Below are 13602 nucleotides of genomic sequence, written 5' to 3'. Positions count from 1 at the left end.
CTTTTTCAAAAATAAGGAAAGGATTAACGGTTAACAGATGAAATATTCTTATTATCTGGCATTCATTAATATCTTAAACATTATAAATATTCATCTGAATAAGCATTTGGCATTGGCAAGGATTTGAGACAGTAATCGAAAAAGCTGCTGTGGGAGAATTTTATACTAAAGTCAACGACAACCGAGCAGCAACATTAGATATTGAAGATTATACCGATTCAATGAAGAAGCTGCATAAAATATTGACTCAATCCCTTTTATATTCTGTTCAGCGAAAAAAAGCACTGCCGCCTTTTACTGTTGAATATCTGAAAGACGGTCTTCGCAACAGTTGGACAGCTGAAATGATAGGTCACTTAATAATAAAATATGAAAGTGAATGGTATGCAGACGAAGCGCTAACCAAATGGAATGAAATAGATAATTTAATTGAGGAGGAAAAACAAAAAAATTTAATTGAAAAACAGTTAGATGAAAATAACATAACGATACCTTATAAGCGAGATTATGCCTTAAGTATGGTGGATGACGTGCATGAAAAAACCAATTCAATTTGGCAGTTGGAAAAAGAGCAACGTATTAAACCCTCCCTTTGGTGGCGAGAAGTCGCACAATCCCAACAAGCCCAATCATCAAACAACCAACCCCCACAAACACCTGAACTAAGCAATCTTTCTGCTGATGGTAAAGCATGGTTTATTCATCCAGTATCAATGCTGGGTGAATTGATAAATCCAGGTATAGTGACATATCATATTTATCACGATGGAAAAATTGAAAAACACATACCACAGGAAATATCGAAAGGCTACGAGCAAAAATATAAGTATGTTTATCATGATGAAAAGAATAATGAACATGAAATATGTATTTGTGATTGGCATACTATTAAAAAAAGAAGCTTTACGAAATATCCGAAAGGAAATTATTCATATCCAAATCATTATACTGTATCAGAGCCTAAAACTGATGTTAATGACGGATATATGGTTGCCAGAGCTAAATACACCAATGGTGATATTCATGAATGGGTAGTTAAAGAAGATAAAATTAGTATTTATCAGAGGCTTACAATGGCTAATGGTGATATTGCAGAATATGGTCATCATGATGATGACGGAGATTGTTGGCGATTATATTCAAAACTGAAGACTGAAGCACAATTAGTCAGAATTCCTGAAACTATAAATTATGAAAATGATGATGTCACTATAAAATGTGAACTAACAGAAACCTATCGAAAATATACTAATCCTGACATTATGGCGGGGTTTATAGGCGCACTAGCCGAGATTAAAGAAAATATTCTAGTCACAGGTAGTGCTTACGAGCAAGGTTCTTGTTTTCCCAGTGCTTTGCATATTAATGGTCAAAGTATTGATACTAAATATATTCGAAAGGTTAATAATTTATCAAACTGGAATAAAGACAGGGCATTTGTACAAGCTCTGTATAAATTTCATTTTACAATATTTAGAATTGGTAGCTCAATGCTGATGAATCCCCTAATGATTTTGGTAAAAATCATTAAGTTAAGGTGGATACACATCTTGTCATATGATCAAATGGTTTCGCGAAAAATCAATAATCAGACAACAAGATGTGCGAACTCGATATTTTACACGACTCTCTTTACCAATTCTGCCCCGAATTACACTTAAAACGACTCAACAGCTTAACGTTGGCTTGCCACGCATTACTTGACTGTAAAACTCTCACTCTTACCGAACTTGGCCGTAACCTGCCAACCAAAGCGAGAACAAAACATAACATCAAACGAATCGACCGATTGTTAGGTAATCGTCACCTCCACAAAGAGCGACTCGCTGTATACCGTTGGCATGCTAGCTTTATCTGTTCGGGCAATACGATGCCCATTGTACTTGTTGACTGGTCTGATATTCGTGAGCAAAAACGACTTATGGTATTGCGAGCTTCAGTCGCACTACACGGTCGTTCTGTTACTCTTTATGAGAAAGCGTTCCCGCTTTCAGAGCAATGTTCAAAGAAAGCTCATGACCAATTTCTAGCCGACCTTGCGAGCATTCTACCGAGTAACACCACACCGCTCATTGTCAGTGATGCTGGCTTTAAAGTGCCATGGTATAAATCCGTTGAGAAGCTGGGTTGGTACTGGTTAAGTCGAGTAAGAGGAAAAGTACAATATGCAGACCTAGGAGCGGAAAACTGGAAACCTATCAGCAACTTACATGATATGTCATCTAGTCACTCAAAGACTTTAGGCTATAAGAGGCTGACTAAAAGCAATCCAATCTCATGCCAAATTCTATTGTATAAATCTCGCTCTAAAGGCCGAAAAAATCAGCGCTCGACACGGACTCATTGTCACCACCCGTCACCTAAAATCTACTCAGCGTCGGCAAAGGAGCCATGGGTTCTAGCAACTAACTTACCTGTTGAAATTCGAACACCCAAACAACTTGTTAATATCTATTCGAAGCGAATGCAGATTGAAGAAACCTTCCGAGACTTGAAAAGTCCTGCCTACGGACTAGGCCTACGCCATAGCCGAACGAGCAGCTCAGAGCGTTTTGATATCATGCTGCTAATCGCCCTGATGCTTCAACTAACATGTTGGCTTGCGGGCGTTCATGCTCAGAAACAAGGTTGGGACAAGCACTTCCAGGCTAACACAGTCAGAAATCGAAACGTACTCTCAACAGTTCGCTTAGGCATGGAAGTTTTGCGGCATTCTGGCTACACAATAACAAGGGAAGACTTACTCGTGGCTGCAACCCTACTAGCTCAAAATTTATTCACACATGGTTACGCTTTGGGGAAATTATGAGGGGATCTCTCAGAGCTCAATGTATAAATCAAATTTTGCAGACCTTAATGGAACAAAGGATGGTTATGGGTTACATAACTCTCATTTACATTCAGAAGCGTTTAACTTTGCTTCAATAAAAAAAGTTACCTATTGAATTGATAAAAATATAACTAACTTTGGTATAGAAGTCGATAAATTAAATTGAGGGATATTATGAAAATAAAATTTTTGCTAAATTTAGTTTTGTTTTTTATTTTGCCAATCAACATTGTCTATGCAACCGAACCACCCGAAAAATGGTATTTTTATAAAGTTTCAAAAAATACTGTCTTGGGCGGAGAGCCAACTTTTGAAAGAGAGCGATTAATATATAGATATTGGCAAACGAAACTAACAATAACCGACAAAGAGGTAGTAATCGACAAAGCTTGCACTATTCCAGAGGGTGCAATGAACGAAATCGTTACACCATTATCGTATTGGAAGTCGCCAGAGCAAGTAGAGAAGTACCAGAAAATTTTTTCAGAAGAAAAAATCCCAATCGAAAACCAAATTCACATAATAAAAAATGACTTAAATGATAAAGGTTCGCCCTGCTCTAAACAGGATTTTACCGCCTTAATAAAAACAGGAAACTTTATGGTATTTATGACCGAACCAGGATATATAATTATTTTTTCAAAAAATTTAGAAAAAGACAGATTATCATCAGCCACGTATAGAGGATTAAATCAACCATTAAATTTGCTAGGTCACTCAATGTTAAGTGATAAAAAAATTGTTAAAAAAATAAATAAAGAGTGTGATTATCCTGCTGATGGTACTTATGAGTATGATAGTTATAACAAATGTCCATTAACAGAGTTAGGTATATATTTTGCTAGTGTAATAAATAAATTAGACGCCGAAAAAGAATATAGTTTTGAGAAAAATAAAGATAAATTCTATTTTACTAGAAATCAAATAAAAGAATTTGAATACGAAATATATTTGAATATTGAAAAAAATAATAAATTAATAGACCGTTTACCCATCTATAAGGAAAATATTTTAGAATCGGCCGCTTTCGCGCAGTATTACTATATTGATAACGAATTGAAAAATGTTTGGTTATTAAATATGGTTGAAAGTGACATATCACAACGAGTTGAAAAGTGGAGACATTATAAAATTGATAATACAGGGCATTTTAAATTATTAGAATCTATATCATGTGAACATCGTAATAGAAAAGGAATAGTGAAATGTCATAATGGTTAGTAGTGTTTTTATTAAATCATATTGTAGCCAGTAAGTTAAATGATTACATAGAAAAAGTTGTGATTTTTAAACGCAACTTTTTCAAAAATAAGGGAAGGATTAATGGTTAACAGATGAAATACTCACATTATCTAGTACCACTTTGTTTACTATTCAGCTCCTACTGTTACAGTCAGCACTATCAAATAGAAGACAAATATCGTGGCGATCCATTATTTAGAAAAATCGACATGAATAAATTAGAAAAAGATTGTACTTATCCACCAAATTATTGGCAATTAAACGAATCAGAACGAAAAGAAATATATAAGTTTTGTCCTTTTAGTAAAAATAATCTTAAATTTGATTTAAAAGAGTTATATAAATTTATTTATAAAGAGCCAGTAATCATCTATAACGGACAGGATTTTCAACTGACATTAAGTATGTCAGAAAATAATAATATTGAATCTGACAGTACTATTTTTGGAGGTGATATATTTTTATCAATAGTTAAAGATAATATTGTAAAAGATAGGATTTATTTGGCTAATAATCATATTTCTTTTCCTGATTATGATTTTCTTGCGGTAGGTTACCAACATTATTTTATATCCCAAGAGGGAGAGGTAAATACATTATATTTGATAGAGGATGAAGAAGGTATTTCTCCAATGTTTTGGAAACACTATAAAATTGATAATCAAAAAATGAAGTTTGTACTTCAAGATATGTTAGTCAATGTTACAGATGGAGTACAATATCAAATCATTTATTCAAATCAATTTAATATTATTTCGAATAAACCAGTCAAAAAAATCGATTCGCAAGAACTTAAAGCATGTGAAGATGAGTATGACAAAGAAGAATATCATCGTTGCTATGTAGATGTTTATAACCATTACAACAATAGATTAAAACAAAAAATTAACTTATTGAATAAAAAGAACAATACAATAAAAAAATCTTATTTAAAATTACAGCAAAAAATGGCTTCAAGTTGTTTAGAATTACCACCTCCAGTTTCTGGTGATAGGGATGAGACCGATCCTTATTTATCTAAAGTTATGTTTTGTTTAATTCAAAATTATAAACAAGAAATAACCGATATTGAAAAACAACTCGCTCACTAATCTGAATATTGGATTTGTAAGTATGTAATTATAAAAATAATAAAAAAAGTCAGATAATTACCGAGAAAAAGTTGTGATTTTTACCCGCAACTTTTTCCAAAATAAGGAATAAAATTATGAAATATTTATATTATCTTGCACCATTATGTTTATTATTTAGCAGCTGCTGTTACAGTCAGTATTATAAGATAGAGGATAAATATCGTGGCGATCCTTTGTATAGAAAAATTGACATGAATAAATTAGAAAAAGATTGCACCTATCCTTTAAATTATTGGCAATTAAGCGGCTCAAAACGAGAAGAAATTGATAAGCTTTGCCCTGTTAAAAAAATTAATCTCAAATTTGATTTTGAAGGATTATATAAATTTATTTATAAAGAGCCAGTAATCATCTAGAACCATTAAAGTATATTCGTGATAATTTTTTTGAGACTTATCTCAAAACCCAAAATAAATGGGATGATGCAAATCTTTTTAGTGTTGAACCAATAGGATTAAACCCTGACAATACAATAATTGATAAAGAGCATACATTTAGTTGGATTCATATGGATGTTAGATCATTTGAAAAAAAATACCTACTAGATGAATATTTTTGTACAAATAGTACCACTTTAAACAAAGAAAAATTAATAACTCTTATAAATGATTTTAAAGGAAATTAATATGTTAAAAGTAATAAATAGGTTTGTTTTTATATTTTTATGCTTCTTTTATTCATTAATAACAAATGCCAGCGAGATTAAGAATAATTCTACTCAATTCTTAGAAAAAGATATTATAGAATGGCAATTAGTTGCAATTGACCATCTTTCTAATAAGTCAATTGAACCTGAAATATTTTATAATCAATTGAAAAAAATAAAAAATATAATAATTAAAAGTTCAAAAGATAAATTAATCATTGATGAAACTAATACAGTAAATATCTATCAGACACCAGATGACTTATTGCCAAATAATCAGCTATTATTAAAGAAAATTTTGAAAAAATTAAATTTAACTTATCAGCAACAAGATTATCAACATTATACAATTAAAACATTGCCAACGCTCTATGATCTAAATCAGTCGGTAGTCGTTATTTCGAATTATCTATTTTTGTTCACTAATAATAAAATAGTTTTAGCATTCAAAATCAAACAAGAAATACAGCATGAATTGGCAAATATTGATAGTAAACTGAATATAACCCATATACCATTAAATAATCGTTATTGGTCTAGCGAAAATGAACTTGGAGTTTTTACTACAATAAGTGATGAATATAATTACTTTTTTAAAGGTACTTTAGAAGAAAGTGATTTAATGCTTTTAAAGATAAAATTTAACAAAAAAATAAAATTGTTATTACTTTTTTCATATAATGAAAATTCATCGAGTAACCTATCACTAATAAGCCTTTCAAATGATTTTGATGTAATCGATCGATTGGAAATTGGTGAAATTTATGAATTAGAGGATGGTGGAATAGTTACAGAGTATTCTATTGATGCAAATTATCTCATTACATTAAATAAAGTCGAACACCGAGATAATAAATCACCCAAATTATTAAGTAAAACTTTCTATAAAATTAGTGATAAAGGAAAGTTCATTAAAGTAAATGAATAGTTAAGTAATAATGAAGTAGAAAATTGATTGATATATCTTTAAAATATATCAATGTTAGTGATATATTTATCAAATATATTCAAAATTTATGGAGGATAGTACTATACTGGCAACAGTAAGTGGTGAAGTATGGTTTATCCATCTGATTACATTGATTAATGCTCAAGTTGGACAGCCGAAATGATAGGTCACTTAATAATAAAATATGAGAGTGAATGGTATGCAGACGTAGCGCTAACCAAATGGAAAGAAATAGATGATTTATTTGAGGAAGAAAAACAGAAACAAAAAAATTTAATTGAAAAACAGTTAGATGAAAATAACATAACGATACCTTATAAGCGAGATTATGCCTTAAGCAGGGTGGATGACGTGCATGAGAAAACCAATTCAATTTGGCAGTTGGAAAAAGAGCAACGTATTAAACCCTCCCTTTGGTGGCGAGAAGTAGCACAATCCCAATTAACCCAATCATCAAACAACCAACCCCCCACAGACACCTATACTAAGCAATCTTTCTGCTGATGGTAAAGCATGGTTTATTCATCCAGTATCAATGTTGGGTGAATTGATAAACTCAGGTATAGTGACATATCATATTTACCACGATGGAAAAATTGAAAAACACATACCACAGGAAATATCGCAAGGTTACGAGCAAAAATATAAGTATGTTTATCATGATGAAAACGCTAATGAACATGAAATATGTATTTGTGATTGGCATACTACTAAGGAAAAAGCAAATGGTGTAACAGTAAGCGCGCCGAATAGAAAAGATCCAAATATTATTGAATATAAAGAAAATTTAAATGAAGGAAATACCCAAAAAAGAGTAAAATTTAAAAATGGAGATATTGCAGAATATGGTAAGCATCCAGAAAAAGACTTGATTTGGCGACGATATACAGCATTGAATAAAAATGTCGAAATAGTTAGGATGCCAGATGAAATCAATTACAATAAAGGTAATGTTAAGGTTAGGTATAGTTTTTCTAATACGAAAAGACGTTATACAGGACCAAGTGCTTTAGCCGGTTTTATTTGTGTTTTAGCAGAAACAGGTTTGCAGTTAACAACTACTGGTAGTTGTTTTGTAGAAGGGTCTTGTTTTCCTAGTTCTGAACATGTAAATGGAAAAAGCGTTGATACTCTTTATTTAAATGATAAAGATGAACAAAAATTTATTAATGCCATGCATAAATTTAATTTTAATGAACAAATAACAGGAAAAGATAAGAAAAAATTTGATAATGCAAGAAAAGAAAAAGATGGTGAACTGCATAATACTCATCTACACATTCAGAATTTAAACTAGATTCTATAAAGGAAATAAAAATATGAAAAATTTTATTTATATCCCAATCATTCTATTAATAACAGTATTTGCTGAATGTAATATTAAAATAGTAGAGGCAAAGACTAAAGGTAATGAAACTATAATAACCAATTCGTTTACTGGAGAAAAATTAATATCAAGTAAACAATTTGTACAATCTGTAAATAGAACTTGTGAAGATGATAACACATGTACTCTTTCGAAGATAAAAAAAAGTTATTATCAGCAATTTCGTGACCTAAACAATGATGAAATAACTATATCGAACCTTAAAAATAATATTGAATTAAAATTAAAAAAAGAAAAAACTCAAAACGAATTTTTAATAACTATCGAATTAATTTCATATAAAAATAATAAAAAAGTGGACTCTATAATATGTTATGAATACAAAAATAATCCAAATGATAGTTTGGCGGTAGAAAAACTGTACTATCTAGAAGATTATAATTTATGGACATTGTATTTTATTTATGATTTAGAATCCACAACAACTGGAAGTTGGATTAAATATAAAATCAATCCCGAAACAGGAAAATTTGAGTTAGCTAATAAATAAGTTAATAATTAACTCTATTCTATTTTTACTTTACATGCAAAGCATAATGGAAAAAATACATATAAATTAAGTTTAATTATCAAAATATACATAATTGATTATTAACAATAAAAAATAATTATGAAATTAAAAAAAATCATTTTAAAAATTACTATTGTGTCAACTCTGTTAATAAGCTACGCCTATGCAACCGAACCACCCGAAACATGGTATTTTTATAAAGTTTCAAAAAGTACTGTTTATGGTGAGACAGATGAAACTAGAGATAAATTATTGCAGAAGAGAGAAGATATAATTGAACAGTTTGCCGATATGATAATAGAGCTGACAGATAGTCATTTAAAAATTAATAATCAATGTTTATCAGAATATTCTATTCATTCGACTAGTTCAAAAAATTATTGGGGATCAAGTCAAAATAACACTTTATATAAAAATCTTTTCATCAAAGAAAGCATACCATTGAAGGAAAAAATAGATGTTATTAACTTTTCTGAATCGAATAAATCATGTTCAGAAATTTTTAACAAATTAATTAAATTTGATGATTATTTAGTGAACATAACAAACGAGGGGTATTTAATATTTTTTTCAAAACAAGCTGATAAAAAGCAGTTGTCAAGTGAATATAAAGGACGTCATCGCCCGCTCAGTTTATTTGGACATCCAATGATTAAGGATAAAAGTATTATCAATCAGATAAATAAAAACTGTAATTTTTTTGCAGATGAAGATAAATCTTTAAAATATGGAGAATGTAATGTAGAAGAATTATCCAGTTTTTATAGTCGTATTTTAGAAAAAATGGAAGATGGTAAAATTAATCTCTATAGAAAAAATGATTATGAATACAATATAACTCTAAGAGATATCCATAAAGAAATTTATTCATATGGTATAGATTTATTAATTGAAAAAAAAGGTGAAATTATAGATAGCCTAATAATTTATGGCTTTAATTCAAATGAGTCAGAAATAACTAGCAAATATTATTATATTGACGAAAAGCTAGAAAATCTGTTTTTGTTAGACGTAGTTAGTTCCGAAAATGCGCTCCTAACAAAAAAAGGAACATATTTTGAAACCAATCAAGTCGATTATTGGAAGCACTATAAAATTGATGAAAATAAACATTTTAAATTAATTGAATCTATAGAATGCAATTATAAATATGATAGCCCTAGTAGTGATTCTCCAACAAGTTGGGGATGTAAATAAAATTTAATCATTGAGAACTACAGAATTTATAAAAATCTAGATTTTGCAATCTAACTTTGGTTACCTTGAAAACCTTTGGCGATTATTTAGATTAACCACCGATGATGCTGAATTAATTAAAATGCCCGATTCTTTAGATAAACAATTTGACAATTTTAATATCAAATATGATTTTAAAGATTCTAAACGTCGTTATGCTAATCCTGGGTTATTTGCTGCAATGTTAGGTAGTATTGCGGTTTATAATAAAAGCATTACTACCATAGGGAGTGCATTTCAATGGGGGAGTTGTTTTCCAAGTATTTTACATATTAATGGTATGAGCATTGATTTCAAATATAAATCTTATATATATACAGATCACTACCCCCACCTACCTCTCAACAATATAAAGATGACCTCGCTTTTTTAAAAGCAATGCTGTTATTTTTTAAGCAAATTCGAGTTGGTCAACATAACCATTTTGCTGAGTTTAGGAAATTAGAAAATGTTATTGATGGTGGTACTTTACACGATCATCATTTTCATGCTGACTTTTCACTAACCAAAATTGAAGAGATTAAGGAATAATTTATGAAATATTCATATTATCTAGCATCATTATATTTATTAATTAGCACCTACAGTCAGCACTATCAAATAGAGGATAAATATCGTGGCGCCCCATTTTTTAGAAAAATCAATATGAATAAATTAGAAAAAGATTATTTGAGATATTTATCAATTTACAAACTAGGAGAACCGACACTTTTAACTGATTCACATTTCGATTTTGAAAAACAGAATGAATTTAATGACGCATTATATAAATTTGGTTGGGCAAGAACTTCGTTAATGTATTCTGAATATTTTACTTATAAAAAGAAATCAAATACATTATTGAATTATACCAAACATATGCACAAAGAGGGTAAAGGTGGATATGCGCACCACCATCATTTACTTATTTGTGGTTTTAATCATGATTTAATAGTAAATATAAGAAATTAAATATAAGTTTTTATATGAGTATTTTAATTATATAGGTATAAAATATGAGCAAGATTAGACAATTTTGTATTTTTTCGGTGGTAATTTTATTAGTCTTTCAAGTTAATGCACAAGATAAATTTAATAATAAAATTCTTTATGAGTTTAAAGAATATTCGTCAAAGGTCTCATCCCCTGAATACACGTTAAAAAACTTTTTCAATGATAATCATGTTGTTTATGATGAAAATAATTCATTAAATTCACTTTTTCAACCCAATACCCCATTGAATAGTATGGTTGATCATAGAAAGCGTTATACAGGTGAAGCTAAATTTTTTAAAGAAATACATCTGGATAAAAATTTAAAAATTTTGCTCTTTGCATATTTAGATCCAGATTATCAAGATTCATATTTAAATTTATTTACAATCGAAATGCAGATTTTTGATAAAAATTATAATTTTATAGACAAAATGATTGTTGTCGATGGGGCTTTAGCAGAATGTTCAATTAATAAAAGAATTCGTTTATATAAAAATAGAAATTTTGAAATTATTGAAAATGAAATATGCTTAGATATAGAAGAAAATGATAGATTATTATCGGAACAAACTAAAGTAACTTATTATTACATTGATAAAAATGGAAAAATAAAGTAACTATCCCCTAAAATAAATAAAGAGTGTGATTTTCCTGCTGATGGTACTTATGAGTATAACAGTTATAACAAATGTCCATTAACAGAATTACATATAAATTTTGCTAGTGTTATAAACAAATTAGAAGACGAAAAAGAATATAATTTTGAAAAAATAAAGATAAATTCTATTTTACTAAAAATCAAATAAAAGAATTTGAATACGAAATATTTTTGAATATTGACAAGAATAATAAACTAATAGACCGTTTACCCATTTATAAGGAAAATATTTTACAATCAGCCGCTCTCTTGCAGTATGACTATATTGATAACGAATTCAAAAATGTTTGGTTATTGAATTTTTATGGGGATGATTCAATTCATCATGTTACAAAATGGAGGCATTATAAAATCGATACTACAGGACATTTTAAATTATTAGAATCTAGATCGTACTAATATAAAAATAGGAAATTTTATAGTAGTGTTTTATTAAATCATATTTTAGCCAGTAAGTTAGATTATTACAGAGAAAAAGTTATGATTTTTAAACGCTACTTTTGCAAAAATAAGGAAAGGATTAACGGTTAACAGATGAAATACTTACATTATCTAGCATCATTATGTTTATTATTTAGCACTTACTGTTACAGTCAGCACTATCAAATAGAAGACAAGTATCGTGGCGCCCCATTTTTTAGAAAAATCGATATGAATAAATTAGAAAAAGATTGTACTTATCTTCCAAATTATTTGCAATTAAGTGACTCAAAACAAGAAAAAATACGGAAGCTTTGCCCTTTAAATAATCTCAAATTTGATTTTAGAGGATTATATAAATTTATTTATAAAAAGCCAGTAATTCTCTATAACGGAAAAGGTTTTCAACTGACTTTAGGTATGTTTAAAGATAATCAAGATAATAATATTGAATCCGGTGCTACTATTTATGGTGGTAATATATTCCTATCAATAGTTAAAAATAATATTGTAAAAGATCAGATTTTTTTAGCTGACAATTATATTTATCTTTTTAACTTTGCGGTTGGTTTTCAACGCTATTTTATATCACCAGAGGGAGAAGTATATACATTATATTTGATAGAGACAGAAGAGGGTATTTTTCCAATGTTATGGAAGCATTATAAAATTGATAATCAAAAAATGAAGTTTGTACTTCAAGATATGCTAGTCAATGTTAAAGATGGGGAACTGTATCAAATTATTTATCCAAATCAATTTAACGTTATTTCGAATCAACCGATTACAAAAATCGATCCCCAAAAACTTAAGTCATGTGAAGATAATTATAATAAAGATGAATATCATCATTGCTATATAGATGTTTATAACCATTACAATAATAGATTAAAACAAAAAATTAACTTATTGAATAAAAAGAATAATACAATAAAAAAATCTTATTTAAAATTACAGAAAAAAATGGCTTCAAGTTGTTTAGAATTACCACCTCCAGTTTCTGGTAATAGGAGAAAGACCGATCCTTATTTATCTAAGGTTATGTTTTGTTTAATTCAAAATTATAAACAAGAAATAACCAATATTGAAAAACAACTCGCTCACTAATCTGAAAGTTGGATTTGGAAGTATGGAATTATAAAAATGACAAATAAATTAGATGATTACCGAGAAAAAGTTGTGATTTTTAAACGCTACTTTTCAAAAATTAAGGAAAGGATTAAGAATTAAGGATTAAGGAATAATTTATGAAATATTCATATTATCTTGCACCATTATGTTTATTATTTAGTAGCTACAGTTAATCCTATTTATGGTTTTGATTATAATTTCATAATAAATATAAAAGGGTAAATTTAAGTTTTTATATGAGTATTTTAATTATATAGATAGAAAATATGAGCACAATTAAACAATTTGCCGGTACGATAGCAGCGAATTTTCACCAGTTAAAAACAAATTTGTATGATTTTCAATTTATTTTCGACGATGATTGGCGACAAGATATGGTCATAAAATTTGCCGAATACAAAGTTAACATCCCTTAAATTATTTGTCACATTATTAAATTGTTTGATAAAAATATAATGTTGTCTTTATTAAAGGTATTTAAAAC

Annotated in this window: 16 protein-coding genes; all 16 read left to right on the top strand. The window is 29.0% G+C overall.

The window, feature by feature from the left end:
• Positions 1 to 149: 149 nt before the first annotated feature.
• The 16 genes from AC5LXI_RS09965 to AC5LXI_RS09890 all read left to right on the top strand — a co-directional run bounded on the left by AC5LXI_RS09965 (position 150) and on the right by AC5LXI_RS09890 (position 13534).
• Positions 150 to 1661, top strand: coding sequence for a hypothetical protein (locus AC5LXI_RS09965; protein WP_493442178.1), 1512 nt, complete (start codon positions 150 to 152; stop codon positions 1659 to 1661).
• Positions 1601 to 2809: an IS4-like element ISVsa5 family transposase gene (locus AC5LXI_RS09960; protein WP_001339197.1), complete on the top strand. Its 1209-nt coding sequence runs from the start codon at positions 1601 to 1603 to the stop codon at positions 2807 to 2809. The genes AC5LXI_RS09965 and AC5LXI_RS09960 overlap by 61 nt, the downstream gene beginning before the upstream one ends.
• A 195-nt stretch (positions 2810 to 3004) precedes the next feature.
• Positions 3005 to 4051: a hypothetical protein gene (locus AC5LXI_RS09955; RefSeq protein WP_493442177.1), complete on the top strand. Its 1047-nt coding sequence runs from the start codon at positions 3005 to 3007 to the stop codon at positions 4049 to 4051.
• Between the two features lie 113 nt (positions 4052 to 4164).
• Positions 4165 to 5163, top strand: a complete 999-nt coding sequence (locus AC5LXI_RS09950; protein ID WP_493442176.1) for a hypothetical protein — start codon at positions 4165 to 4167, stop codon at positions 5161 to 5163.
• Between the two features lie 116 nt (positions 5164 to 5279).
• Positions 5280 to 5561 (top strand): hypothetical protein, encoded by a 282-nt coding sequence (locus AC5LXI_RS09945; protein WP_493442175.1) that lies wholly within the window; start codon positions 5280 to 5282, stop codon positions 5559 to 5561.
• 270 nt (positions 5562 to 5831) lie between these two features.
• On the top strand, positions 5832 to 6779 hold the full coding sequence (locus AC5LXI_RS09940) for a hypothetical protein (protein WP_493442174.1): 948 nt from the start codon (positions 5832 to 5834) through the stop codon (positions 6777 to 6779).
• A gap of 180 nt (positions 6780 to 6959) precedes the next feature.
• On the top strand, positions 6960 to 7304 hold the full coding sequence (locus AC5LXI_RS09935) for a hypothetical protein (protein WP_493442173.1): 345 nt from the start codon (positions 6960 to 6962) through the stop codon (positions 7302 to 7304).
• A gap of 31 nt (positions 7305 to 7335) precedes the next feature.
• Positions 7336 to 8097, top strand: coding sequence for a hypothetical protein (locus AC5LXI_RS09930; protein ID WP_493442172.1), 762 nt, complete (start codon positions 7336 to 7338; stop codon positions 8095 to 8097).
• Between the two features lie 22 nt (positions 8098 to 8119).
• Positions 8120 to 8677 (top strand): hypothetical protein, encoded by a 558-nt coding sequence (locus AC5LXI_RS09925; protein ID WP_493442171.1) that lies wholly within the window; start codon positions 8120 to 8122, stop codon positions 8675 to 8677.
• A 120-nt stretch (positions 8678 to 8797) separates the two neighbouring features.
• Positions 8798 to 9895, top strand: a complete 1098-nt coding sequence (locus tag AC5LXI_RS09920; RefSeq protein ID WP_493442170.1) for a hypothetical protein — start codon at positions 8798 to 8800, stop codon at positions 9893 to 9895.
• 43 nt (positions 9896 to 9938) lie between these two features.
• Positions 9939 to 10307, top strand: coding sequence for a hypothetical protein (locus tag AC5LXI_RS09915; RefSeq protein ID WP_493442169.1), 369 nt, complete (start codon positions 9939 to 9941; stop codon positions 10305 to 10307).
• A 5-nt stretch (positions 10308 to 10312) separates the two neighbouring features.
• The gene (locus AC5LXI_RS09910; protein WP_493442168.1) at positions 10313 to 10465 is read left to right on the top strand and encodes a hypothetical protein; all 153 of its coding nucleotides are present in this window, start codon (positions 10313 to 10315) and stop codon (positions 10463 to 10465) included.
• A gap of 3 nt (positions 10466 to 10468) precedes the next feature.
• On the top strand, positions 10469 to 10885 hold the full coding sequence (locus AC5LXI_RS09905) for a hypothetical protein (RefSeq protein ID WP_493442167.1): 417 nt from the start codon (positions 10469 to 10471) through the stop codon (positions 10883 to 10885).
• 44 nt (positions 10886 to 10929) lie between these two features.
• Positions 10930 to 11526 carry a hypothetical protein gene (locus AC5LXI_RS09900; RefSeq protein ID WP_493442166.1) on the top strand — a complete coding sequence of 199 codons (597 nt, stop codon included), beginning with the start codon at positions 10930 to 10932 and terminating at the stop codon, positions 11524 to 11526.
• A gap of 692 nt (positions 11527 to 12218) precedes the next feature.
• On the top strand, positions 12219 to 13094 hold the full coding sequence (locus AC5LXI_RS09895) for a hypothetical protein (protein WP_493442165.1): 876 nt from the start codon (positions 12219 to 12221) through the stop codon (positions 13092 to 13094).
• A 290-nt stretch (positions 13095 to 13384) separates the two neighbouring features.
• A complete protein-coding gene (locus AC5LXI_RS09890; RefSeq protein ID WP_493442164.1) occupies positions 13385 to 13534 on the top strand; it encodes a hypothetical protein in 150 nt (49 codons plus the stop codon).
• Positions 13535 to 13602: the final 68 nt, after the last annotated feature.

The sequence above is a fragment of the Gilliamella sp. LMG 34361 genome (assembly GCF_984569075.1).
This window is presented reverse-complemented; position numbering and strand designations above follow the sequence as displayed.